We start from the raw sequence: 25,824 nt of genomic DNA on the forward strand, positions 1-25,824 counted from the left end.
TTTTAAAAATCTAATAAGTGGAATTGTTTCCTTTAATTCAAACCTTTCCACTTAAAGAACATTCCTTTCCAAGTCGAATACTTTCTAAAAAAATGTCTTGAAAACCTCTTGGTGACGACTGCACTCATTGCAGGAATATTCTATTTCTAATGCATCTTCCGTTACTGTATGAACTGTCTCTTTTTTACAATTTTCACAAAATCTCTTTTCGGATATTTCTTTCATTTTTTATTCACTCTCCGTTTTCCTATTGGTTTTTAGTCGCGTGTTCAGTATATTTTGCGAATATCCAACAGAAAAATACCTTTTTTCCTGAAGGACCTCAAAAAGAATTCAGGAAAAAAGGTACTAGAGTATTTAATTTCACCTTGGATTCCAATACATCAAAGCTGCATGAAACGGATATTCGTATTCGAAAACTCCTTCTTTTTCCACTACATATTTATTAAGGATGGTTTTTACTTCATCATGGGAATATTGTTCATCGAGAATTTTTGTAGTGTTATCGCGAATCATTTCTTCATATGTTGAATATATTTTTTTACTTTTCAATTTCACGATCTTACAGTCCGCCAGTATTCCAAGTTGATACAATACATTCAAGATGTGTATGTAATCCCGCTTTCTTAAGTTGATGTTATATCCTCGTTCCTTCAATTCCATATAATGAGGTTTTTCTGGTCCTGTTGTCATACCGACTATAACTAAACGGGTTGCTGACTCATTCATTTTTAATAAGGTATGACCGATTTCTTGCATACGGTAATAACAATTAAAACCAAATACCACATCATATTTGTCCCTTTTCGTTTCACTTTCCCACTTATCATGGATCAAATCCATGTTTTCGAAACCTTTTTCGTTCGCCTGAGATTTCAAAAAACTGATAATGCTTTTTGAACTATCAATACAAGTCATCTTCCTGACTTCTTTTGCAATATCAAATGTATAATTGCCCCAGCCAGGGCCGATTTCCAATACATGATCATCTGAATTTAATAAAGCCAGTAACTCTTGTTGCACAAGTTTTGCATAAGGGTCCGCTTTATGATGTTTTTTCCCTTCAACCCTGGAAGACCAAAAGGCTTCTTCTGCTGCATCATCTTTAAGCCTGTTAGGTATTTTTCCGGTATGATCTACCATGGCTTCTTTCCAAAGTTCTATATAATCAGTCATCATTTCTCCCCTAAATTCGTATGTATTTATCGTTGTCCACCGTGGTCACAAATGTTAGTCAAATAGCCAAATGCTTCCTCTTTTAAACATATTATCATACCCCAGCTACAATTTTAGTTTTTACACATAAGAAAAAGGAGCAAAAATTTTGCTCCCAGATCCAATATTACTTGTTTTCATTTTTGGTATGGAGTTTTATCTTTTTGATAAAGTTGACCAAGTGTTTTCAAGCCACTTATCAAAGTCTGCTCCTTTTTCACCCTCATAGGTATCATATATATCCATTCTCATCTTCTGAAGCTTCTCTTTGAATTCAGTATATGTGTGATTTTCTGGTAAACTCTTCTTGATCCTTACCAAAATTTTGGTTAATCCCTTAACCAATTCGCCCTTTTTCCTTGCAGGCAATTGAACATCTTCGCCTAATCTTTTCAATTGACGGTAGGCGGCCTCTTGAACTTTATATACAGAATCACTATCCATAATATGTGTGAGAATATCGATTACTTGTTTATTTTTTGACTGGCCTAACTCTTCGATCGCATCTAAACGTTCTCTCCAATTAGATTTGCGATTGGCAGATTTTTTTAATTCCTCATAGTTGGCAGGTAACTCGATACCTTTTGTTTCTTTGTTATTCAAACGAATCATTTCTCCTTCTGTCTTTATGTATATATCCGGAAATTCATAAATGTAAATCCGATACTACAATAATCCCATTACAAGAATGGTTTATTACATTACTTATTATACCCTTTTCCATATCTTAATATAGTTAAATTTCTTACACAGCTGCTATATCTTCAATAGTCGGGTGCTGGGGGCACATGCTTTTCTTCTTCAACTTACCTGCACCCTATGGCTCAATAAGTAATTTCAGCATTAAAAGGCATAAATCCCGCCTGGATTCATGCCCCTATAGTTGACTGTGAAGTATCTTTTCTTTTGTTGTAAAAAACAGACAAAAATAGCAGAAATCTAGTCCACATAATGTTTTTTGTAATCTGGATGGATAGAAAATTTTTTGCGTAAATTGGCGAGGTTTTCACCAAAACTTTCTTCTAAAAGTTCTCTATGTTTTTCCATGATTTCCATGAGATACAAATCATGAATCATGACTTCTGTAATGGGCATTACTAAACCTACATGCATTGTCCATGCTGCACGGCTATCTTTACCAAGCGAGACAATACCTGCTACTACTTCTGAGTCATCTCCACTAATAACAAGCCATCGCCCACCATACTCTTCTGTAATTTCATAACCCATATAATGGAGGTAAACATTAGCAAAATCACAGACGATCTCCCCATAGGCAATAATTGTTACATTGACCCCTCTATTTGCTGCCTGTCTTAGTTCAGATTCTAATACTTCGAATTCGTCTTCCCATATCTCTAAGAGTATTCTTTTTTTAGCAGATAATATACAGGCTTTTACCTTATCGAGTATTTCGTTGCGTCCCATGATATTCCAGATATTTTCACGGTCATTTGCAGAACGTTCAAACTCCGCCAATGATTTTTCTGCCAGTTCAAAATTCTCTTCTGCTTTCATTCGACGGTTTTTTATTAGCTCCTTTGCAGGAACAGGAGTATACTGTGGTGTGTTTCCAGGACTAACCAGAATATCCCCTCTTATTGCGAGACTGTCCAGAATTTCATATACTCTTGAACGTGGAACACCAGAGTTTTTTGCTACTGCATATCCTGTTAATGGCGATTCTTCCAATAAGGTAAGATATGCTTTCGCTTCATATTCGGTAAAATTTAGGTTTTTTAATGTTTCTAAAATGTTTTCTTTCATAAACCCTCCAACACAACCTTAGTTGCTACCTTTGTAACTGATATTTTAGCAAAATCTGTTGACGTTTTCCATAATCATCTAATATACTTACATAAGTAGTTACTTGAGTAGTCACTATAAAAAGGGGAGGGAGAAATAGTATGGATAGCTTACTTACATACATATCAATAGTTGCAATGATGGTTATTATACCAGGAGCAGATACTATGCTCTTAGTGAAAAATACGCTTAGCTATGGTCCAAAAGCGGGACGTTATACTGTTCTCGGAATGGCAACGGGACTTTCTTTTTGGACGCTTATTGCTATTCTTGGATTATCTGTTGTCATTGCAAAGTCTGTGATTCTTTTCAGTACAATCAAATATTTGGGAGCTGCCTACTTAATTTATTTAGGGATAAAAAGTTTTTTTGCTAAAAGCGTTTTTTCTTTAAAAGAAATTCAAGCACAGGCAAATACACCTACAAAGTATTCAAATCGGCATAATAAAGATTCCTTTATGCAAGCATTACTTAATAATATTCTTAATCCAAAGACTGTTTTAGTTTATATAACAATCATGCCGCAATTTATCAATTTGACCGGAAATGTAAACCAGCAATTGATTATCTTAGCCTTCATCTTAACCTTACTCGCGGTATTGTGGTTTCTATTTCTTGTTTATCTAATTGATTACGCAAAAAAATGGATGAACAACTCCAAATTCCAGAAAGCATTCCAAAAATCAACTGGCTTAATTTTAATAGGTTTTGGCATAAAGACAGGAATTTAAGTTCATTTACTAACACATCTAATTTGATTCTATCCGTTCAATAAATTGAACGGTTTTTTTTTTCATATGTATCTAACGCAACTAACATACTGTTTACTAACCTGCCCCGATAAGGATAAAGAAAAATCTGCCTTAATCATTTTAGTCAATAATGTTAATCAATCTTTCATCCGTACATATTGCACTTCATCATTGCTCTCCAAAGGCTTTTTCCACCTACATCTTTAATGGAGTAAGATCAAGTTTCTAACATGGTCATTATTAAATGAAAAATAAAAACGTCTGTATTTTCGCATAAGAGCAGGAAATACTGACGTTTAATGTCCAATGAAGTTTCTGTATTCTTTTTATCAATCCAGGCCGCATGCCTTGGCGAGTATTTCAACAAGGTGCATACTTTTCATTTGGTTTGTTGCTCCCTCCCTTTGAATGCCAATGCTCATTTGCATTTGACAGCCAGGGTTGACGGTCACTACGGTAGTGGCTTTCGTTTCTTTTAGGTTCTTCATTTTTTCATCAAGAATTTTCATGGATTCATCAAAGTGGAGAAGATTGTATATGCCTCCTGATGCACAGCAGCGGTCAAACCCTTCCATTTCCACATAGGAAATTCCTGGTATGGATTGCAATAATAAACGAGGTTCCTTTTGGACCTTTTGAACATTGCGTAAATGACAGGAATCTTGATAAGAAACGATGCCTTGCCATTCTTCAGTATAGGGAAGTGGACCCAATTGATAAAGGATTTGACTGATATCTTTTGATTTTTTTGAGAATTCCCTTGCTGTTCCAGCCCATTCGTGATCATCTGTCAATAGATGTCCATATTCAAGAAGCGAAGCACCGCAGCCTCCTGCGTTATTTACAATTACATCAGCATCTGCCTCCATGAAAGCAAGGATATTCCTCTTCGCTAATGCTTTCGCTTGTTTTGTTTCGCCTTGATGGGAATGCAGGGCACCGCAGCAATTCTGATTTTCAGGGAGGATGACCTCACATCCCACCAAGGTGAGCAGCTCGATGGTTAGACGGTTGATTCGTGACATCATGGAATCCATGATACACCCTGCAAAAAATGCCACCCTTAATTTCGTTTCCCCTTTTGCGGGTATTATCGTACCTGTCCGGATTCGTTTGGAGGACGACTCGATAGCAGGGAGTGCTTGTTCTAAATGTCCAAGGGCAGGTGAAACTTTATGCAGTACATTGGATGTCCGGATAAGTTTGGATAACCCTGTTTTTTGATAAAGATGGACTGCACTCCCAATCCTATTCATTCGTTTTGGATATGGGAAAAGATGAACCAATGCCAGTTTTTTGATCTTCGTCATTTTAGTTTTTTGGTTTGTTGGCGCGGAGTTTTCAATGGCTTCTTTTGCCGCTTCCAGTATATGTCCGTATGGCACACCAACAGGACATGCGGTTTCACAAGCACGACAGCCTAAGCATAGGTCGATCGGTTCAGCTAAATCTTTTTGGAAATCTATTTTCCCTTCGGCCGCCATTTTCACTAGATTGATTCGACCGCGTGGAGAGGCTGATTCTACACCCATTGATTCGTATGTAGGACATGCTGGTAAACAGTAACCGCATTTTACGCATTGGTTTGTCCAATCATAGGCATCTGAATATAAATTTTGGACCGCTGCATTTGTCTCGTTCACTTTGACGGGTAGGTTCATGTAACCAACACGACCCTTGTCTGGCCCTTATCAGGAAAAATCTTTCCTGGATTAAGGATATTATTGGGATCCCATGCTTCTTTAATTTTTTTCATCATATTCACCCCTGTTATACCTAATTCCATTTCCATATATGGTGACTTTAATGTACCGATTCCATGTTCACCGGAAAGTGTTCCGCCTAGTTCAATTGCGGCTTCAAAAATTTCACTGACTGCAAGCTCCACTTTTTTCATTTCCGTAATATTTCGTTTATCAGTAATGATGTTCGGATGCAAATTCCCATCTCCTGCATGACCAAAAACAACCAAGTTCAACCCGTATTTCTCCCGGATTCGGTTTAATCTCTGCATCATCGCCGGAATTTGACTGCGTGGAACAGTCGCGTCTTCAGAAATCTTTGTAGGACCCATTTGTGTAATGGCCGGGGAAACCAATTTACGCGCACTCCAAATAGTTTGGCGTTCTTCCTCTGTCTCCGCTATCTTGACGTAGGAAGCACCCTTTGCCCTGCATAAATCGGCGCATTTAATTATTTCTTCCTCAATCGCCAAAGGGTGACCATCTATTTCTATGATAAGGATGGCTTCTGCTTGAAGCGGCAAGCCAGAAGGTCGATAGCTTTCAACAGCACGGATACACGCATTATCCATCAATTCCAGGGCTGATGGTAGAATTCCTGACGATAATATGCTGGTAATGGCATGGCCGGAGTCAATCAAATGATTGAAGTGGGCAACAAAGGTTTGTTTAGCTTGCGGTTTTGGGATTAAACGAATGATTGCCTCTGTAACGATGCCCAAGGTACCTTCCGATCCTACGATCAATCGGGTCAAATCATACCCTGTTACATTTTTCACGGTCTTTCCGCCAGTACGGATGATTTCTCCCGTTGGGGTGACCACCTCAAGGCCTATCACATATTCTTTGGTCGTTCCGTATTTCAATCCCTTTGGACCGCTGGAGTTTTCCAATAGATTCCCGCCTATTGTGGCAACATTTGAACTGCTTGGATCTGGAGGATAGAACAAGCCGGCTTCTTCCGCCTTTTTATGGATATTTGCCGTAATCACACCCGGAGAGACAATGGCAAGCATATTTTCCCGATCGATGATCAATTTATCTCGTAAAAGGGTCATATCAAGAACCATCCCCCCTTTAACTGGTAAAGGGCCGCCACTTAGCGAAGTACCAGATCCTCTAGGGTAAACAGGTATTTTGTGTATATTAGCCAATTTAACCACTTCACTGATTTCTTCGGCGTTTTTGGGCTGTATCACGACTTCAGGTAAAAATTCCCCAAATGAAGCGTCATAGCTATAACAATACCTTTCTGCTAAATCAAGGAACATTCTATCACCTGGAATTACCTGACTAAGGTCATGTAAGGCTTCTTTCTCCATGCTTCTCACTTCCGTTCATGATTATAGTAAATGGGAAAAGCATCATTTGCATGTAATATAATGGAATTTTATGATTCAGCTAGATATAATGATGAAGAATAAAGGAGGGTTTTTATTGAAAATCGCATTGATTCACGCAACCACAACTGCACTAAAACCAATAGAAAGGGCCTTTCAGACAGTTGCTCCAAACATTGAACTCCTTCATTTCATGGACACGGGACTTCTCGCCTTGATGGAAAAGAGCGGCAAGTTAACTCCGGAAATCATTCGCCGCTTTTCTGCATTAGTGAATTTAGCCTATGATTCTCGCGTTTCATGCATCCAACTTACTTGCTCTGCTTTTAATGGAATCACTTCAATTTTACAACCTCTTTACCCTGTAAAGTTATTTCGTTCAGACGAGGCCATGCTTGATGAAGCACTTCGCTATACTACCATCGGCCTGATTTCAACCGTAAAAGAAACACCCATCGCCCTTCAAAATTATTTATTAGATAAGAATCCGGACTGTAAGATCGTATCTTTGGTGGATCCCGGGATCATCCATTTATTGTCTCAAGGAAGAAGAAAGGAGCATGACGATCGGGTTAAAAAGATGGTGAAACAATTAGATGGAAAGACAGAAGTGATTTTGCTTTCACAATATAGTATGGAGCATGTTGCAAAGCAAATTAATCCTTCTGTCCCTATCCTAACGGCCCCACTATTGTCTGCTAAAAGATGTTTGGATCACTTGAATGGAACGTTTAGATGAAATCAAAAACCGAGCTTAGACAGTATGATCCATTGGTCATATCCTTATATCCTTTTATCCGTTTGTATGATGGGAACCACCAAAAACTTTTCCGACACCTTGAATTTTTTCAAGTATGACGATTAGAAGAACTGATATGAATATAACCACGCTTGACACGGAAGCAACAATCGGATTGTAGGCATCCTGCATTTGCGAGAAAATCTCGATCGGCAACGTTCTCATTTCAGGTGATACCATAAAGAGTGAGACGGTTACATTATCAAATGATGTCAAAAATGCGAATAATCCCCCAGAGATTGCCGCGGACCCAATCAGCGGCAGTGTCACTTTCATGAATACTGTTAATGGATTGGCTCCAAGTATGGCCGCAGCCCGTTCAAGATTATAATCAAATCCACTAAGACCGGTTAATACCAGGCGCATTACATATGGTATGCAAATGACGATATGGGCAATCAAGAATCCGGCAGAAGTACCGGCTAGCATCATTGGTGTAAAGTACATTAACAGTGCAATCCCTAAGACTAATTGCGGTACACTTAATGGAGAAGTTAAAAGGGCCGTAATATATGATTTTCCCGGTATATCATACTTTGCGATGCCAAGGGCCCCCAAAGTTCCGAATATGACGGAGAATAGGGCAGCTAATGCTGCAAATTTCGCACTATTCAAAAATGCTTCCAAAAATTCTGGACGCTCCAAGATCTTGCCATACCATTGCAGTGAGAAACCATCTGCCGGAAAACTTGGATAATTGGCACTTGTAAAAGAAGCGGGAATAACGACAATGAGCGGGATCAAGATATAAATAATCGCCAACACGGCTACGGCAATCCGAAGGCCGCCAAACGTTTTCATCATCGGAATACCTCCTTGAATTTCCCTTTTTCAAACACTCTGGTAAAGACGGCTACTGATATGACGGTGGTGGCTAATAGAATATAAGAAAGAGCAGATCCGAATGTCCAATGCAGCAGGTTATTTATTTGATCATAGATGACAACAGGCATCACGGGCACATTGGCTCCTCCCATAAGTGCAGGCGTAACATAAGCACTCATTGACAAACTGAATACAAGAATGCAACCAGATACTATACCAGGGATACTTAGCGGCAATGTAATGGAAAAGAACCTTCTGAATGGGCTTGCCCCAAGTATGGCTCCTGCCTTATCCAGGGAAGGATCAATATTATATAGGCTGGCAACGATGGATAAGATCATGAAAGGTAGATATGCATTGGATAGTCCAATCACAACTCCGATTTCCGAAAACAATAGCTTCAATGGTGCATCTATTATGCCAAGGGCCATCAGGGTTTGATTAATCGTTCCATTAGGTAATAGCAAGAGGTACCAGCCAAAATTACGGACCACTATACTTACCAGGAGCGGTGACACGATCAAGAGTGTGATATACCCTCTGATCCGCGCTGAACTTTTGGCCATCGTCAAAGCTACCGGATATCCAAGAAATAAAGCAACCAAGACCGAATATAAGCTGATTTTCACTGTCAGCCACAAAGATGATAAGTAATAGCTATCTGAAAATAATTGTGTATAGTTTTTTAGGCTATAAACGGCATCCGCTCCTCCAAGATTATCAGTGGAGATGAAGCTTAAATATAAAATGTATAACATCGGTATGACGAAGAAACCAAATATGAAAAGTAGAATCGGCGTTAAAAGGAGTAATCCCGGCACCCAGACCTTCCTTTTCTTGATTTTAGGTTCCTTTTGCGGCTCAATCGGATTCTTTTCCCGTTCTATTTCTTGACTAGCATAACTTCTGATGGGCTCCATCCTATCAACACCTCACTTCCATTTTGCCATGATGAATCAAAAGCGGAAGTCAATACTTGTATACTTTTACTCTGTAATAGAACATTGATTTCCCATGAGGTACCAAGATAGTTAATTTGGCTAATCTTGGCACGATGGAAATCCAAATGTGATAAGGAGGTGTCATCCGCAGAAAAAATTTGCAGTTTTTCTGGTCTAATATAAAGCTTCACCTCATCTCCGGTTTTCAAATCATTATCATTTCCCATGATATTATCTGCGTCTACATGTGTGATATCAGAACCTATCTTGACTGACACTTTCCGCTTGTCCACAGCAGAGACATTCCCTTCAAAACAATTCGATTTACCGATGAATTGAAAGACGAATTCTGTCTTGGGATGATTGTAAATATCAGTCGGAGTACTGATTTGTTCAATTTTCCCTGCATTCATCACCACGACTCGATCAGACATGGAAAGTGCTTCTTCTTGATCATGGGTCACAAAAATGGTCGTTACGCCAATTTCCTTTTGTAATCGCTTTATCTCGGCCCTAAGTTCATGGCGCAGTTTTGCATCAAGGTTTGAAAGCGGTTCGTCCAGCAAAAGGAGCTCCGGTTCAACTACAAGTGCCCTGGAAATCGCAACACGCTGACGCTGACCTCCTGATAATTCTCTTGGATAACGATTCTCCAATCCTGACATTTTCACTAATTCAAGCGCTTTACTTATCTTCTTTTTTTGTTCAGCTTTACCGACCTTGCGCAGCTTCAAGCCAAAGCTTAAATTTTCATAGACTGTCATATGGGGAAAAAGTGAATACGTTTGAAAAACCATGCCTAAATCTCTCTTATAAGGAGGAACCTTCGTAACATTATTTCCTTTAATATGGACCTCTCCCCGGTCTGCATCGAGGAATCCTGCAATGAGGTTCAAGGTTGTGGACTTTCCGCACCCGGAAGGCCCAAGAAGAGTGAGTAACTCTCCTTGTTTCACCTCCAGATCAATACCATTCAGGACCACATTCGAGCCAAATTGTTTAAACGCTCCTTTTATCTCTACATCATTTTTATTTGACCCAACCCCCTGAACTGCCTCCAGGTGTTGTCTATTAATTTCCATATCTTTTTTTAATACTTCCATGTGATCAACACGCTCCTTATTATTTGAGTTTTTTCCCTAATTCAGGAGTAACCTCTTTCGCCCATCTGTCTGACACCTCAGCACGGATTTCTGCAAACTTGGCGAAATCAGGTTTGAATGTTTTATCACTTGCTTTAAGGCCGATTGACTCTTCATATTTCTCTGGGATTTTCATGCCTTCCACCGTCGGATAAAATCCTTTTTCGGAAATTAGTGCTTGTGCTTCTTCACTGACTACATAGTTGATGAATTCTAGGGCTTCTTTGCTATTAGGCGTATTCTTCACTAGACCAGCGCTGAAAGCTTGAAGCGGCACACCTTCTTTAGGCACCGCCATCTTAATAGGAATTCCTGAAACGGCTAGTTCACCTATGGAATAACTACCCATGACCGTTACGTCAGCAGCTCCCTGTTGGATAGCTGGCATCATTTGCGTTGAGTTTTTATAAAATGTATTGGAGTATCCTGCAAGATCTTTTGCCTTTTCAAGACCTGGTTCCATGTCTTCCGTGCTGCCGCCGTTTGCAATCGCCAGACCATTAAGGGTATTGAAACCCCAGTCATTCGTAATATCTGAAAATGCCGTTTTACCCTCGTAATCCGGGGAGACAAGATCATTCCATGATTCAATTGATTTTAACCCTTTCTTTTTAAAGGTTTCCGTATTATAAGCTGGTGCAATGACTAAGCCGAATGCTGGCGCGGCAGCATTTTCAATCGGAATGAATCGGGGATCCACCGATTTCATATTGGGAACATTGGACTCATCAATTGGTACGATCAGTTCCTTCTCCTTAGCGCGTATTACATCAACCGGTACAAAAAGGGCAACATCTATTTGCGGAGCGTTCTTCTGTAATTCCACTTTAGAAAGGATTTCACCTGATAAACCGGAAATATAATTAACAGTGATTCCCGTTTCTTCTTTGAACTTTGGAGCGATCACATCTCGGATGGCGCTTTCGATGACCCCGCCATTACCGGCTATCGTTATTTTTTTCTCCCCTTTTTCACCTGTACTCGTTTGAACAGATTCCCCCGGCTTTTGCGGAGTAGGATTACCACATCCCGCAAGTGCGATCAATGCGATTATCGATAAAAGACATATTAGTTTTTTCAAAGTCATTACCTCCCGTTTTTCATTGATTTTCAATCATTCCTTGTTCAGTAAAATAATTCATGGCCCCTGAATGAAAATCCATTGGAACTTGTTTGGTTGCTTCCTCTATTGAAATATCAGAAGCCGCCGGATGTGTTTGCTGCAGTTCAGGCAGATGTTCATATAATGTTTTCACAAGATTGTAAGCATGCGGGTCAGACATTTCCTTGTAGGTTACCAGGACATTTTTAATTGATATCGTTTGGACATTTTTTTTCATTCCCTTGTATGTATCTCTGGGAATTTCATTATGAGTATAACCTCCATATTGTTTTTGAAGACGTTCAATGATGTCCCCCGGTATTGGTATGAAAGTCAGTTCCGACTGATTGGATATGAAAGCGATTTCATTATTCGGGAGTCCCGAAGAAAAGAAAGCTGCATCAATGGTACCATTTCGTAATGCTTCTGCTGATTGAGAAAAAGAAAGATAGGATAAATTCAATTGATCGGTCGGCAAATCAGATTCTAACAGTATCCGTTCTGCAATAAGCCTTGTACCGCTTCCTGTCGTACCCACACTAATGCGTTTACCAACTAAATCTTCTAAGGAATCAATATCATTTTGTTTAGTAGTAACAATTTGAACATAATTGGAATATAGGGCCGTTAAAGCTCTTAACTTGGATTTATCCGTTTCAGGCAAATCAAGTACATCCACAGTGGTAAAACCAATTTCTGCCCGATGGCGGCTAACCAATTCAGTATTTTCGATGGAAGCATGGGTTACCTGGGTTCCTGAAACAGCTCCATTATATTTTTCATACATGTTTGACAATCTTTTTCCTAATGAAAAATAAACACCTGTCATATCTCCGGTTGCAATGATTAGCAGCCTATTATTTAAATCCTGTCCTTCAGAAGTTAATTGACTCTGAATCAAGGTAGTAGCAGGTTTGGGTATTTCCTGCTGCTCATTCATAAAAGAACATCCTGTCATGAAACAAAATAACAAAGCGACTTTTATAAAGAGTGCTCCATTTTTCATCGTGGCCCTCCTTTCTTAATGTACTTAGATGCAAATATCATGCCAAGTCGATTTTCTGCTTTAAAACGCAAATCCTGCCGATTTATTGTTTGGAATACCCGTTTAAACCGGCAATTTTTGCCGGTTCCCCAGAAAAAAATGCCGGTTCCCACTATAAGTCTTTTATTCTCCTTTTGAAATGAGCTTAATTTTATCCCGAAGGCTTCTTTCTGAAATTTTTAGAATTTGAGCTGTTTTTTGCCGATGATTTTTACAGTATTGAAGAGTGGCCGTTATAACTTTTTCCTCTATTTCTTTCATGGATATGCCAATAGGAATCCTGAAACTGTTAAAATCGTCGTCATTACCATCCGGCTGGAGAATGAACTTCTGTTCTTGAACATATTGCGGCAAATCGGTATCCTCCATGCTTTTCGAGTTTGATAGGGCAACAGCATATTCTATAATGTTACCAAGCTCACGGACATTCCCAGGGTAATGATAATCCAGTAGAATTCGACGTGCGGTTGCCGAGAACGTCTTATCTTCACGATTCATATCCCTAGCGTGCTTTTTTATAAAATAATCCATAAGGATCGGTAAATCTTCTTTTCTATCTCTTAAAGGCGGCATGGAGATGGGAATGACATTTAGCCTGAAATACAAATCCTCCCTAAATTCCCCTTCCATCACCATTTGTTCCAGGTTTTTATTGGCTGCACTTATAATACGGACATCCAGTGAGATTTTTGTATTGGATCCCAGAGGCGTCACTTCCCGTTCCTGTAATACCCGTAATAATTTGGCTTGAAGAGGAAGTGGCATTTCACTAATCTCATCCAGAAAAAGGATGCCTCCCTTAGCAGCAACGAATTTCCCTTCCTTCCTCTGAGTTGCACCGGAAAATGCTCCCTTCTCGTAACCGAACAATTCAGATTCCAGCAGCATCTCAGGAATTGCTGCACAATTGACAATCTGCATGGGGTTGTTTTTCCTTCTTCCTAGTGTATGGATGTTTCGGGCTACCAGCTCTTTTCCAGTTCCACTTTCACCCGTGATAAGAACACTTGAATCAATATCTTTCACTCTTTCGATCATTGAAAAAATACGCTGCATCGCCTTGCTGTTACCAAGAAAATTACCAAATCTCTTTTGAATCTCTAATTCTTCATGTAAAGTCTCCAATTGATTGGACATCTGTTTGAATTCGGCTGCCCTCATCAAGAGCAAAGAAAGTTCTTCTATATTAATTGGCTTTTCAATATAGTAGTAGGCCCCTTTTTTTATGGCCTCGATGGAAGTTTCTATGGATGAATAGGCAGTCATCATGATGATTGTCACGTTAGGTGCTATTTGTTTGATTTTCTGTAGGACATCAAGTCCACTTTTATTTCCTATTCTAAGATCAAGTAAAACAATATCAAAAGGCTGATTGTCGATCTTTCGAAGACCTTCATCCGGGTCCGTTGTTGTAACGACTTGATAAGAATCTTCCAAGGCAAAGCTAAGAGCGGTGCAAATAGCAGGTTCATCATCGATCACCAATACATGCATTTTCATATTACTCCTCCTCCTTCCAAGCTTCTATTCGATATATAAAGGTAGTAAAATGATGAATTTCGTTCCTGAATTAGGATAACTTTTCACATGGATATCTCCGTTATTTTCCTTAACTAGCCTATAAGATAACGTAAGCCCCAAACCGACTCCCTTTTCTTTATTTGTGAAAAAAGGTTCGAAAATATGGTTCAGTTCCTCCTGTTTCATCCCTTTCCCCGTATCGGATATGGTAATCCGCCCTGTCTTTTCGTTCTCTTTATCAATTGTGATTTTAATGTTCTTTTCCTCGGTTTCTTCAACAGCATGAATCGAATTTAACACCAAGTTTAAAAGAACCTGGTGAATTTGTTGTAAATCTATATAAAATATAAGGTCATCATCAATCGTCTGCTCGAAATTTATTTGTTTCTTTTCCATTATCACCTTATGAAAAGCAAGTAATGATATAAGTTCATGTGCGTAGCAATTCGTTATATTTGGCGGGCGCGGACGTGCATATTCAATTAAATCGGTAACGATCGCATTCAGTCGGTTTACTTCAGTAGGCAAGTGTTCCATTAGCACTTGTCGGAATTGGGGGTTATCATATTTACTCGGAAGTAAATCTATGAATGTTTTGATAGATGTTAAAGGATTCCTGATTTCATGTGCGACACCTGCAACTAGTTGTCCAAGAGCGTGCAGCTTTTCTTGTGTGACCAATTTTTTCTCCAATGTTTTCTTTTCAGTCTCATCATTCATGGAAAGTAAGTATCCGGTTTGCATTTCTTCAGAATTGAACATCTTATGCATCGAATAGGAAATCACCTTCTGTTCATTTTCCTCATTAAATACCAAGATCCGAAAAGTGCCCGTACGATTATCCTCATTCTGTTCTTGATTGAAAGCTTCGAAATTCTTCATTAATTGCGAATGATTCATAAGATTCAGAATCATTTCCTTGGAAATGTTGAGAATGTCCGAAGCCTTTGCATTGCAGCTGGTAATCATGAAATCGAGATCGAATGTTATGATTCCAGTATTGATATTGTTTAAGATTTGATCTTTGAACGCTTTACCATTTGCGATGTTTTGCCGTTGTTTCTCTAAATCCTTATTTAATAAATGTAATTTCAACGTCTGGTTATGAACGGATTTTTTTAGCTTCTGATTCCATATGTAAATGATTAGAAGGATAAGTGCTACCGCAGTTAAGATTATGATCAACCAGAATATGAATTGCTCCAGCCTGGCAATTTTTTGATTGGACTGTGGCATGACCCATTTATCGATTATCCCGTTGATATTTCGGTTTGCTTTAAGTTCTGTGAGTGTATTGTCCATCATGAAAAGAAGCGATTGATTCCCTTTTTTCACTGCTATCGTATAATCCGCGGGTTCAATGACTTCATCGAGAATGATGTAATTCTTTTCTTGGCGGAACTTTTTCAAATAGAAGCCTGCAGTCCATTTGTTTCCGATGAATACATCTGCACGGTTGTTCAATAATGTTAAAATACCCGAGTATTGATTCGAAACGGTCGTTAAATTTGTATTCCTCATATTGAGAAATGTACTGATTACTGGAGTGTTATGGTCAAGGACAACATGTGAATCACGTAAATCCGTTAACGTATGAATATCCTGTTTCCTTTTACTAGGAATGATTATTGATTGGGACATTGTAAAATAGGATTGAGTGAAATCAAGTTGGTTATCTTTTTCGGTATTATAGGTGCTTCCAACAATTGCATCAATTGTTCCATTACTTAAGGCTTTTTCCGCTTCTTGCATCCCCATCGGAATATATTTGAAATCTACGCCATTATATTTTGCTATTTCCTCCATTAAATCAATATTGATCCCTGTCAGCTCACCAGCTTCATTTTCAAATGAAAATGGAGCAAGAGCACTTTCTCCAGCAATTATAAATGTTTTTTGTTCAGCAAAAACAGCGGGAGACCATAATGTTTGAACAAAGAATATAAAGCAAAATATACTTAGTTTAAACAGCTGTTTTTTAATTAAGAGCCCTCCTTTTACGTTGAAATTCATGCAGTCAGTATTCCTCGGCTAAAAAACATCATGATAATAATACTTCTCCAATTACGACTTGAACCCTTTAAAATGTAAAAGTTTCTTAGGATAATCTGACACAATCCAACAATAACCAACAAAATGGGTATGTGTTTCTGAATGTATAACCTGTCCTAACCTGGATTTTGCATTGTTGGATTAAAATTAAAGTAGAGCTTCTTCTATTTCTTTTTCATGCTTAAAAACGCTACATTAGCTCCTTAACGAAATAAATATAAACCCAGCAACATTTGCTGGGTTTGCCAAAAAAAGAGCCAGTTGATTTCAGAAATACGCTCCCTTTCCGCCGACCGTCTGCCAAGTCAGTTATTCGGTAGGAGTGTCGCAAACCTCAATCCTATAAGGATTACAGTAAAAAAACATTAAGGGTTTTAAAATCATGGATCGGTGTGAGAGCATTCCGAACCTCCTTTTGTCTACAAACTAAAAAGTCACTATTTAGCGGCCTTTTTCAGTCTGTAGTTAGAAGAGCCAGTTGATTTCAGAAATACGCTCCCTTTCCGCCGACTGTCTGCCCAAGCCCTCCTCGCCGTAAGCGTCTTTGGGGTCTCGGCTAGCCAGTTATGGCAGGAGTGTCGCAAATTTCTTCAAAGTAAAAAACTTAAAGGATAAACTAGTCTTAAACAAGTTTCGAAATGAGACCAGCCTACAGTTTTTTCATTTAAAAAAAGTCCAGTCGATTGGAACGGAAAGCACGAGCCTCCACATGCGCAAAGAGCGCCGAGGGCGGACCGTCCGCGGAAAGAGGTGCCTGGAGAGTGGAGAGGAAATCATTTTCAAACCCTCAAGATTATTTTTCGTTTTCAAGGCTTTTTATCATTTGCCGTAACGCTCCCAGATGATAAGCAGAGTGGGCAATGGTCGCATTTACATTTGTCAGCCATTCCTCTAAATCGATTGAATCGATTTCTGCCAATAGAGTTACATATTCTTTATGTAATCCATCCCTGATTTCAACCCATTTCACCTCATCAACAGCAGCAATGGTCCAGCTTTCGCCCCAATCTTTTTCAAAGTCTGCGCCACTGATCATTGTGCGGATCACCCATAAATAATATCGTAGGTGGTCTGAGTGAGCAGCTATAGTCGATCCATTTATGGAAAGTGAAGCGTCTTTTGCGGTTAAACCATCAAGTGTCCCAAAAACCCCTGTATTCGGTCTTGATTCAGTATAATAGCTCCCATCATTTCCGGGTCCCTCAAACGTTTCTTTCAAAAGCGTTTTGATTGAACTCGCTAACGTTTCGCCCATCACAATTCCCCCTCAAGTGTTTTAATCAACTCCATTACTATAATACACTAAGACAAATCAATAATCGTTTTTATATTGTAAAATAAATCCAAACATTTCACGAATGAAAGAGTTACACGCTCACCGAAGCATTAGGAAGGTTAGGATTACAACGAACAAGAGAAAAACCTCACTTAAGTCTAATATTACTGGCTTGGATTAAAAAATATGATTAATTTTAATTATCGACAGCTTCCTTTTACTTTCGAGTACAGTTCAAACGCTAAGGGGAGGGTAATTATTAAATAACAAAAATAAGGCCATCTCCTAAATAATATGGACGGCCTTATTTTTATCAAATATGATTCATTCTTGAAAGCATGCCATGCAAAGCCATTAGTAGCTTTTCAAACGCTCCTCCAAGGACAAAATTCTAAACTTTAACTCTTGATTCGAGTCTAAGCCACCTATTACAATTTGGTTATCTTCCGTAATGGTGACATATCTGAAGGTCTCATCAGCGTGGATCTTTATTTTTGTTTCCAATGTCGTTTCCATTTTTGCAAAGACTTCATCTGTGTATTTAAGTGGAAGAAAATCATCTAATCCTTCGTCGGGGCTGCCGAGCCACTTAAACATGAAATCTTTCAATGAATATTGTTCAATCATCGATAAATGATTTTTAAAAATTAATTTGTCAATTGTTATCTCTTTCAACTTAACCACTCCTCAATAATATATAAAGTTTATATGGATAAACTCTTAACATCAAGGGTATTCCAATGACAAACGATTACATTTTGATTACTTGGTGACTAAATAAACCCATCTATTCCGATAAATGGTTCAGGACAATGGGATGTGAGCTTTCCTGAAAAACAATTTGAAGGTAAATATTTTCTTTACTGGAGAAAAGAGTTGATTATTTAATGTCCTAGGGAAATACGCCTTGTATTACCATTAAGAGGAATTGATTCTGCAGTTGTCACTTTTGTGCATAGCTTTTAATGTGACTTACTGAAATATTTTAATATTTGTTACCTCTTTACTGACTGTACAAACAAAAAGATTCATTCTATAAAACGTTCATTCCAGTCAAAAACAGCCTCCATTTCTTTAAGGAAATGAAGGCTGCTTTTCTTAAACGATAAATCTAATAACAATTTACTCATAAATGATAGTGCTTAAATTTCTTGTTTTCCTTTAACTCCATTTATTGAATAGCTCATTTTAATGTTGGCATTTAATGAGTGATATACTGAACAGTAGGTATTTTTCGACAATTGAATCGCACGGACCACTTTATCTTCAGGCAGTTCCCCCTCCAATAAATAGTGGATATTAAAATCGGTAAAACGTTTTGGATGGTTTTCTGCCCGTGACCCTTCTATTTCTATTTGAAAGGCCATTGTTTCAAATCGCATTTTTTTCAAAATCATTACAATATCTATTCCTGTGCACCCGGCAAGGGAATGTAACAGTAACTCTGTGGGTCTTGCTCCACTATTTTTTCCTCCTACTTCTTCGGCAGCATCGATCTTTATTTCATGTCCTGACGGAGTTGTGCCAGAAAAGGCCATTTCCCCTGTCCATGTAATCATTGTTTTCATTTGTATCAATTCCTCCCTTTCTTATTGTTTTGTCCTAAAAATAGTCCACATGTCTATTTAATGAAAGTACAGGTCAATTAAGTATTAAATAATATTTTCCCCATTATTTATCGAGGTTTTATTCATTTGGATAATTTGCTCAATTGGTACTTCTACATAGGAGATGGTTTTTGCATTGTAATCATTTCAAGAAATAGTAGAGATAACTTGTGATGAAAAGCTTTCAATACCTTATATTCTTCCCGCAATCCCTTCTTAGTTAGTCATATAAAACTTAAGACATCATTTCGACAGGATCCTATATATAACCATCTACCATGAAGTTTTATAGTTTCCTATTCCATTCAAAGGAGTTTTATAACTATTATTTTCTCCATCTTGCCAAGTAATATTGCCATTTTCATCTTTTATGACGAACTTGAATTCATAGTATCGATCTGCGGCTAAACGGAACGTTCCGTTCCAGCTGCCTTCTTTATTTTGTGTGAGTTTATATTCGTAATCTTCTGGATTCCATCGGCCTATTTCTCCTCTATCCCCAATTAAGTAGACTCCCTGTGTGGAAGGTACATTTTCAACTGTGAATGTAACTGGAATCGATTTGCCTTCCAATTTATCTGCCATCATCCTTAACTCATTTGTTGGATTTCCTTCATCATCGAATAAATATGACATCCTTAGCAAGGTAAAGCCCTCAAAATCATAGTTAAAAACCATTTCTGCTATATTGTCAAAGCCCCATTCATTATTGATCAGTGGGAGTGCGTTTTCCCCGTTTAATGAAATTCCTTTTTGATTGGCTAAAGTGGCAATATGTGTCACCAACGTTTTAGGAGCACTATATGATGGTGCATTATGTGCGTCTTGATCTCCCATTTCCAAACAGGTGAACGTGAGGGCCATATTGGATTTCTTAAACTGATTCAGTAGTTGGGAGTAGTTATAGTACCCTGCACTATATTCTGCTGAATGCGGCAGTACTGGATCGTTCATTTTCCAATGGACACCTGAGATTTTAGCTCCGATTGGTACGCCAAAGACTTCATCAAAATGTTTATGGGCAAATTTCGAGATTTTTGAAAGATGTTTTTCAAGTGCACCTTGATACCACTGCATGAAATCTTTTCCAAATTGTGTGTCGACTGCTCCTCCTCTTGTGAAAAATTCATCCCCGTTACCTGGCGGCTGAATCTCCCTCCAGTTTTTATAATTTTTGCCCCAAGCAGCATTTAATTTTTTTATCGTTGAATACTTCTCTCTCATGGTAAGCCTGAAATCCCGTTTCGCCCCTTCTGTATAAGCTTGAAGCTGTCCCCTTTCAGGATATTCCCAGCCATCTGCATTTTGATAGGAGGGATATCTTAGTTCCCCAGCTGGACCTGCACTTAGATATATTTTAGCTATTAAATCCTTCTCATCAGCAAAGTTTTTTGCAAAGGATTTGTACAATTCTTCGTATTGATCAGCTGTACCTTCCCACCAAGGAGCAAGTACCTCCTTATTCCAGAAACCACTTTCACTCTTGAATGCCATGTTTTCGGCAGAGTCTATATTCCAAAGCCAACTCGGGATGGGATAGTTACAATCATCTCCCACATTACCGCCGCATTGATGTGTAGATAAAATGGGCACCCATTTTAAACCGGAAGCTTTCACTGTCTCCCCATATTTTTTATAATAAGACCAATCAAATTGATTATCTTTTTTACTCTCGACCAATCCCCACCAGATATCTGTCGTTATTGCGTATACTCCATTTTCCTTCAACTGAATCAACTTTGCTTCAAATGCATCCCAATCTGTTATTTCACCCAATGGGGCCATCACATAAAGCTTGTAATCTGGTTTTACTTCTGCTGATCCGGGTGAAGTACTTGATAATGGAACGAAATACAGCATGAAGGTAAAAACGCCAATAGATAATTTTTTCATAAAAACGCCAACCTTTCCCCTATAACTTATTCAATTGTGGAAATTTTCGAACGTTATTGAAATCGCTTACTTGCATTCGGTCAATAAAGTCTATCCTTTACTAGAAAGTATATTTGTTTTGGAAATATTTATCAATTACTTTATGAGGAATACAGTCATTTGAAGTGAAAATTTAGTTCATAGCTCCTCAAAGAAAGAAAAATGGATAGTCCTATAAAAGACTATCCAGTAGCGGGTTATATTTATTCACTAATATTTCTCATTTTCTATACCAATGGTTTACATGCATTTTTATAGAACAATATATACATCCCCATTTTCTATTGCAACATTGAATGTCTTTACGCAGCCATTATCAGGTTTTTGGACTTCGCCATTCACGACACTGATTTTCCAGTCATGCATCGGGCAAAAGACGTGATCACCACTCACAATACCTTCCACCAGTACTCCACCTTTATGTGGGCAACGATTTTCAATAGCTCGGAATTCACCATTTGCTAAATGAAAAAGAGCAATTTCATGAGATCCTATCGTTACTGTTTTCCCCAGATTTTTTGGCATCTCATTTACTGTTGAAACCTTTATCTTTTGAAGAGTTTTCCCCATTTAGGATTCCCCCAAATTCATTTATTTGATATAACTGGAATTTTCACTTTTTGAAATAAATCGGTTTGGATCGCATTGCTCTCAATAATTTCTTTCCACGGTTCTTGCAATACCGATAAGGCCTCATTTAAACGTTGATTAAGCTCAATCCTTTTTTGCTTATCACCGATAACCGCTTTAATGGTATCGAACCCTACACGCTCAACCCAGACAGACGTTCTTTCTAAATAGTTGGCAGTCTCTCGATAATGTTGGATGTATGCACCTGTAATTTCGATTACCTCATCACTAGTTTTCACTTTGCATAATAATTCAGCAGCTCTTAAATGTGTTCCGCCGTTGCCGCCAATATAAATTTCCCACGCACCGTCAACACCGACAACACCAAGATCTTTGATACCGGATTCAGCACAATTACGGGGGCATGCCGACACAGCCATTTTAACCTTATGCGGTGTGCCTACACGTTCAAATTTCTTCTCCAGGGCAATGCCCAATCCAATCGAATCTTGAGTGCCAAAGCGGCAAAAGTTTTCACCGACGCATGTTTTCACTGTTCGAAGGGTTTTTCCATAAGCATATCCAGAAGGCATATCCAGATCGGCCCAAACGCTTGGAAGATCGTCTTTCTCTACGCCGAACAAATCTATTCTCTGCCCGCCTGTGACCTTTAGTAACTTAACATTATACTTATCGGCAACATTTGCTATTTTCCGTAATTGATCGGGATTAGTGACGCCGCCATACATTCTTGGCACAACAGAAAATGTACCATCCTTTTGAATATTTGCATGTAACCTTTCATTTACATAGCGGGACTCTTTTTCATCTTCATATTCAACAGGATGAATCATACCTAAGTAATAGTTCAATGCCGGTTTACACTTCGAACATCCATCACTTGTATTCCAGCCGAGAACATTCATGACTTCTCGAGTATGGGTCAAATTCTTTTCGCGTATTTCAGCAACAACCTCATCTCTAGTTAAAGTGGTGCAAGTGCATATGGATTCCTTTTGATTTGACTTGCTGAAATCATCGCCCAATGTAAGCTCCAGAATATCACCGACTAACGGCTTGCAACCCCCACATGATCTTGAAGCATTTGTGCAGCCTTTTACTTCATCAATACTTGTTAACCCTTTAGATTCGATAGCCGATACAATATCGCCCTTCGTTACACCATTACAGCCACAGATAATTTCTTCGTTTGACATCGCACTGACAAGACTAACACTGAGTTCTTCACTCGTTCCAGCTATTAAATATTCGGAAACTTCGGCATTTTTATTGATCATGCTCAAAAGGTTATTGCTTTCCTTTGTATCCCCAAATAATACCGCACCAGAAATTTTCCCATTTCGGATCATTACTTTTTTGTAAGTACCGTTCCATTCATTAAATTCCTTGATTGATTTGGCTTTTTCATCCTCGAAAATTTCCCCCGCCGAAAATACATCAACACCAGATACTTTTAACTTGGTAGACAGTACTGAACCCTCGTAAGCTTCGCCTTTAAGCCCGCAAATCCTTTTCGCTAACACTTTACCCTGTTCATAAAGAGGAGCGACCAATCCATACACCATCTCACGGTGTTCCGCACATTCACCAACGGCATAAATATTCGGGATTCCAGTCTCCATATAATCGTTCACAATAATTCCTCGATTGACAGGGATGCCGCTATTTTTGGCCAATTGAATATTTGGTTTGATTCCAACTGCCATGACCACTAAATCGGCGCTGATTTCCTCACCATCACTAAAGCGTAATCCTTTAACATCAGTCTCACCAAAAATCTCCTGCGTTTGTTTACCAAGATAAAAATTCATTCCCTGGCTTTCAAGTTCCTTTTGCAACATTTTTCCTGCTGTTGGATCGAGCTGCCTATCCATCAAATATTCCGCAAGATGAATGACATCAACCTGCATACCTAGATTCAAAAGGCCTCTAGCTGCTTCAAGACCCAATAACCCTCCACCAATGACTGCTGCCTTTTTATTATTTTTTGAATATTCAATCATTTTTTCACAATCTTCTATATTTCGAAAAGCTGTCACTCCTTTTTTATCCGCCCCATTTATCGGTAGAATGAAAGGAATTGATCCGGTAGCTAAAATTAACTGATCATATTCGACTTCACGATTTCCATCTGAGTATATGATTTGTTTAATTGTGTCGATATTCGTTACTTTTTCACCTGAAAACAGTGTAATATTGTTATCTTTGTACCAGTTCCAATCATTTATTGTAATATCATCTATCGACGTAGCACCTTGCAATACATTCGATAGTTGGATTCGATTGTAATTCGGATGTGGCTCACTTCCGAAGACAGTAACTTCATACCTTTCCGGTTGAATTTTCATAATTTCTTCTATACATCTAACTCCTGCCATACCATTCCCAATTAGTACCAATTTTTGCTTCGTCATGTACTGTCCTCCAATAAGATTTTTTTGAAAGGATTATGTATTTGATTATAGGTGACGGCAATATTTATAACAACAAGTGTGTTATATAATCTAACATGATTTTTGAAAATTAATAATTAATGTTAGTTTTTATTACAAATATTCAGAAAATTAGGATATAATATCATTATTGATCTAGCCTAAATCAAAAATGAGGTGATTTTCATCGTTCAGCCACAAAAAGATTCTTATATTGACAGAAAAGTAATTTCCATAGGAGTAGTAAGAGAATTAACCGGTCTATCAGATAGACAAATTCGGTATTACGAAGAAAGAAAACTCGTTTTCCCCGAAAGGTCTAAAGGAGGTAGCCGTAAATACTCCTTTTCCGATGTCAAGGCATTAGTGGAAATCGCAGATAAAATAGAGGATGGAGTACAAACCAATGAAATTAGACAGGAAAAAATAAAGGAAAATAGAAAAATCGAACAGGAAAAAATGCGAAAGAAAATGCTGCAAGGTCAATTAAATGCACACTTTGGCACACGTAATTGATTTATGCTAGCGCTCCGGAAATATTAGCCGATCCAATACGGTTTTTATAACCGTCAATAGTTAGACTTCCATAAACCCATACAGTACGACTGGACATGATATCATGTCCAGTTTTCAATTTTCATTGCAGTTGAACCATTCCCCTTTTTTGGATTAAAGAAGGGAAACTCAAACCCAAAAAAGGGACTATAAATACAGGACAGGAATCTCTTACAATTAAAGGGGAATTGACTAAATGCAAAATAACAAATATCCACTAATCATTCCACTTCTATGCAAACTCCTTATCTTCTTTCTTCTCTGAAAACCATGATAATTTATCGGATAACTTCACCACTTCTCCTATTACAATCATTGCGGGATTAGCGACCTGCTCTCGTTTAACAAGCTCCACAATTGTATCGATTGTGCCTATAACAGTTCGTTGAAAACCTGTCGTTCCCTGTTCAATGACAGCTATAGCAGTTTGAGGGTCCTTTCCGCAGGATCGTAATTGGTTACATATATAATGAAGGTTTTTAATACCCATATAAATAGCAATGGTGTCAACACCATTAGCCAAATGATTCCAGTGGATGTTATCAGGTTTGCCAGTCACGCAGTGTCCCGAGACAATTGCGAAGGTACTTCCCCAATCCCTATGAGTCACGGGAATTCCTGCATAAGCTGGAGCAGCAATTCCAGATGTGATACCAGGAACTATTTCAAATTGAATTCCGTGCTTTACTAGCTCTTCTGCCTCCTCGCCGCCTCGTCCAAAGATGAAAGGATCTCCCCCTTTTAGCCGAACGACCGTTTTTCCTTCCATTGATTTACTAATTAACATTTGGTGAATGTCCCCTTGAGAGACACAATGGTTTCCAGGTGCTTTACCACAATAAATGAATTCAGCTTCGGCCTTCCCGTATAACAGCAATTCACGATTTACCAATCGATCATACATGATAACGTCTGCTTGTTTGATACATTTGGTTGCTTTGACAGTAATTAATTCCGAATCACCGGGTCCAGCTCCAACAATATAGACCTTACCTTTTCCCATCCTTTTTCCCCTTTTTTGATAGTCATGAATAAGCGCCTTTTCCTTAAAACTTCATTGGTATGGAATACAGTCCGCTTAGGCTCTATCTTATTAGATTTTGATTAAACTAGATTTTGATAATTGATTATGTTGAATGGGAAGTAATC

General features: G+C 38.5%; 22 protein-coding genes. 3 read left to right on the forward strand and 19 right to left on the reverse strand.

Annotated elements, in window-relative coordinates:
- Window positions 1-363: 363 nt before the first annotated feature.
- The 3 genes from ACDZ29_RS24080 to ACDZ29_RS24090 form a co-directional block, all read right to left on the reverse strand.
- The gene (locus tag ACDZ29_RS24080; protein WP_375088920.1) at window positions 364-1,176 is read right to left on the reverse strand and encodes a methyltransferase domain-containing protein; all 813 of its coding nucleotides are present in this window, start codon (window positions 1,174-1,176) and stop codon (window positions 364-366) included.
- 195 nt (window positions 1,177-1,371) lie between these two features.
- A complete protein-coding gene (locus ACDZ29_RS24085) occupies window positions 1,372-1,827 on the reverse strand; it encodes a HEAT repeat domain-containing protein (protein WP_375088921.1) in 456 nt (151 codons plus the stop codon).
- A gap of 327 nt (window positions 1,828-2,154) precedes the next feature.
- Window positions 2,155-2,982, reverse strand: a complete 828-nt coding sequence (locus ACDZ29_RS24090) for a TrmB family transcriptional regulator (RefSeq protein WP_375088922.1) — start codon at window positions 2,980-2,982, stop codon at window positions 2,155-2,157.
- A gap of 140 nt (window positions 2,983-3,122) precedes the next feature.
- Here ACDZ29_RS24090 and ACDZ29_RS24095 point away from each other — a divergent pair, with 140 nt between their 5' ends.
- On the forward strand, window positions 3,123-3,752 hold the full coding sequence (locus tag ACDZ29_RS24095) for a homoserine/threonine efflux transporter (protein ID WP_370015101.1): 630 nt from the start codon (window positions 3,123-3,125) through the stop codon (window positions 3,750-3,752).
- Window positions 3,753-4,102: 350 nt separating this feature from the next.
- Here the strand turns inward: ACDZ29_RS24095 and ACDZ29_RS24100 are convergent, their stop codons facing one another.
- Together ACDZ29_RS24100 and ACDZ29_RS24105 are read right to left on the reverse strand one after the other, a co-directional pair.
- Entirely contained in the window at window positions 4,103-5,416 is a 1,314-nt protein-coding gene (locus ACDZ29_RS24100; protein WP_375088923.1) for a (Fe-S)-binding protein, read from the reverse strand.
- A gap of 14 nt (window positions 5,417-5,430) precedes the next feature.
- Window positions 5,431-6,837 (reverse strand): FAD-binding oxidoreductase, encoded by a 1,407-nt coding sequence (locus ACDZ29_RS24105; protein WP_375088924.1) that lies wholly within the window; start codon window positions 6,835-6,837, stop codon window positions 5,431-5,433.
- A 115-nt stretch (window positions 6,838-6,952) separates the two neighbouring features.
- On the opposite strand from ACDZ29_RS24105, the gene ACDZ29_RS24110 reads away from it, so the two are divergent.
- A complete protein-coding gene (locus tag ACDZ29_RS24110; RefSeq protein WP_370015104.1) occupies window positions 6,953-7,594 on the forward strand; it encodes a hypothetical protein in 642 nt (213 codons plus the stop codon).
- 54 nt (window positions 7,595-7,648) lie between these two features.
- Here the strand turns inward: ACDZ29_RS24110 and ACDZ29_RS24115 are convergent, their stop codons facing one another.
- From ACDZ29_RS24115 to nirB, 13 genes are all read right to left on the reverse strand, one after another.
- The gene (locus tag ACDZ29_RS24115; protein ID WP_289327317.1) at window positions 7,649-8,455 is read right to left on the reverse strand and encodes an ABC transporter permease; all 807 of its coding nucleotides are present in this window, start codon (window positions 8,453-8,455) and stop codon (window positions 7,649-7,651) included.
- On the reverse strand, window positions 8,455-9,399 hold the full coding sequence (locus tag ACDZ29_RS24120) for an ABC transporter permease (protein WP_289316363.1): 945 nt from the start codon (window positions 9,397-9,399) through the stop codon (window positions 8,455-8,457). The genes ACDZ29_RS24115 and ACDZ29_RS24120 overlap by 1 nt, the downstream gene beginning before the upstream one ends.
- Window positions 9,363-10,502 (reverse strand): ABC transporter ATP-binding protein, encoded by a 1,140-nt coding sequence (locus tag ACDZ29_RS24125; protein ID WP_370017041.1) that lies wholly within the window; start codon window positions 10,500-10,502, stop codon window positions 9,363-9,365. The genes ACDZ29_RS24120 and ACDZ29_RS24125 overlap by 37 nt, the downstream gene beginning before the upstream one ends.
- A gap of 40 nt (window positions 10,503-10,542) precedes the next feature.
- Window positions 10,543-11,649 carry an ABC transporter substrate-binding protein gene (locus ACDZ29_RS24130; RefSeq protein WP_289325129.1) on the reverse strand — a complete coding sequence of 369 codons (1,107 nt, stop codon included), beginning with the start codon at window positions 11,647-11,649 and terminating at the stop codon, window positions 10,543-10,545.
- 13 nt (window positions 11,650-11,662) lie between these two features.
- Entirely contained in the window at window positions 11,663-12,670 is a 1,008-nt protein-coding gene (locus ACDZ29_RS24135; RefSeq protein ID WP_375088925.1) for a TAXI family TRAP transporter solute-binding subunit, read from the reverse strand.
- A gap of 162 nt (window positions 12,671-12,832) precedes the next feature.
- Window positions 12,833-14,209, reverse strand: a complete 1,377-nt coding sequence (locus ACDZ29_RS24140; RefSeq protein WP_375088926.1) for a sigma-54-dependent transcriptional regulator — start codon at window positions 14,207-14,209, stop codon at window positions 12,833-12,835.
- 24 nt (window positions 14,210-14,233) lie between these two features.
- Window positions 14,234-16,243 (reverse strand): transporter substrate-binding domain-containing protein, encoded by a 2,010-nt coding sequence (locus tag ACDZ29_RS24145; protein WP_375088927.1) that lies wholly within the window; start codon window positions 16,241-16,243, stop codon window positions 14,234-14,236.
- Window positions 16,244-17,075: 832 nt separating this feature from the next.
- The gene (locus ACDZ29_RS24150; RefSeq protein WP_375088928.1) at window positions 17,076-17,537 is read right to left on the reverse strand and encodes a hypothetical protein; all 462 of its coding nucleotides are present in this window, start codon (window positions 17,535-17,537) and stop codon (window positions 17,076-17,078) included.
- Between the two features lie 375 nt (window positions 17,538-17,912).
- Window positions 17,913-18,233 carry a hypothetical protein gene (locus tag ACDZ29_RS24155; RefSeq protein ID WP_375088929.1) on the reverse strand — a complete coding sequence of 107 codons (321 nt, stop codon included), beginning with the start codon at window positions 18,231-18,233 and terminating at the stop codon, window positions 17,913-17,915.
- A 467-nt stretch (window positions 18,234-18,700) separates the two neighbouring features.
- A complete protein-coding gene (locus ACDZ29_RS24160) occupies window positions 18,701-19,126 on the reverse strand; it encodes an OsmC family protein (RefSeq protein ID WP_289325135.1) in 426 nt (141 codons plus the stop codon).
- Window positions 19,127-19,438: 312 nt separating this feature from the next.
- Complete coding sequence (locus ACDZ29_RS24165) at window positions 19,439-21,058, reverse strand: family 14 glycosylhydrolase (protein ID WP_375088930.1); 1,620 nt, start codon at window positions 21,056-21,058, stop codon at window positions 19,439-19,441.
- 291 nt (window positions 21,059-21,349) lie between these two features.
- Window positions 21,350-21,667 carry a nitrite reductase small subunit NirD gene (gene nirD, locus ACDZ29_RS24170; protein WP_289316353.1) on the reverse strand — a complete coding sequence of 106 codons (318 nt, stop codon included), beginning with the start codon at window positions 21,665-21,667 and terminating at the stop codon, window positions 21,350-21,352.
- A gap of 17 nt (window positions 21,668-21,684) precedes the next feature.
- Window positions 21,685-24,102: a nitrite reductase large subunit NirB gene (gene nirB / locus ACDZ29_RS24175; RefSeq protein ID WP_375088931.1), complete on the reverse strand. Its 2,418-nt coding sequence runs from the start codon at window positions 24,100-24,102 to the stop codon at window positions 21,685-21,687.
- 195 nt (window positions 24,103-24,297) lie between these two features.
- Here nirB and ACDZ29_RS24180 point away from each other — a divergent pair, with 195 nt between their 5' ends.
- Window positions 24,298-24,636, forward strand: coding sequence for a MerR family transcriptional regulator (locus ACDZ29_RS24180; protein ID WP_289316351.1), 339 nt, complete (start codon window positions 24,298-24,300; stop codon window positions 24,634-24,636).
- A 271-nt stretch (window positions 24,637-24,907) separates the two neighbouring features.
- On the opposite strand, the gene cobA is transcribed toward ACDZ29_RS24180, so the two are convergent.
- Window positions 24,908-25,678 carry a uroporphyrinogen-III C-methyltransferase gene (gene cobA / locus ACDZ29_RS24185; protein ID WP_375088932.1) on the reverse strand — a complete coding sequence of 257 codons (771 nt, stop codon included), beginning with the start codon at window positions 25,676-25,678 and terminating at the stop codon, window positions 24,908-24,910.
- Window positions 25,679-25,824: the final 146 nt, after the last annotated feature.

It is taken from the genome of Peribacillus sp. RS7 (genome assembly GCF_041956845.1).
Lineage (GTDB): Bacteria > Bacillota > Bacilli > Bacillales > DSM-1321 > Peribacillus.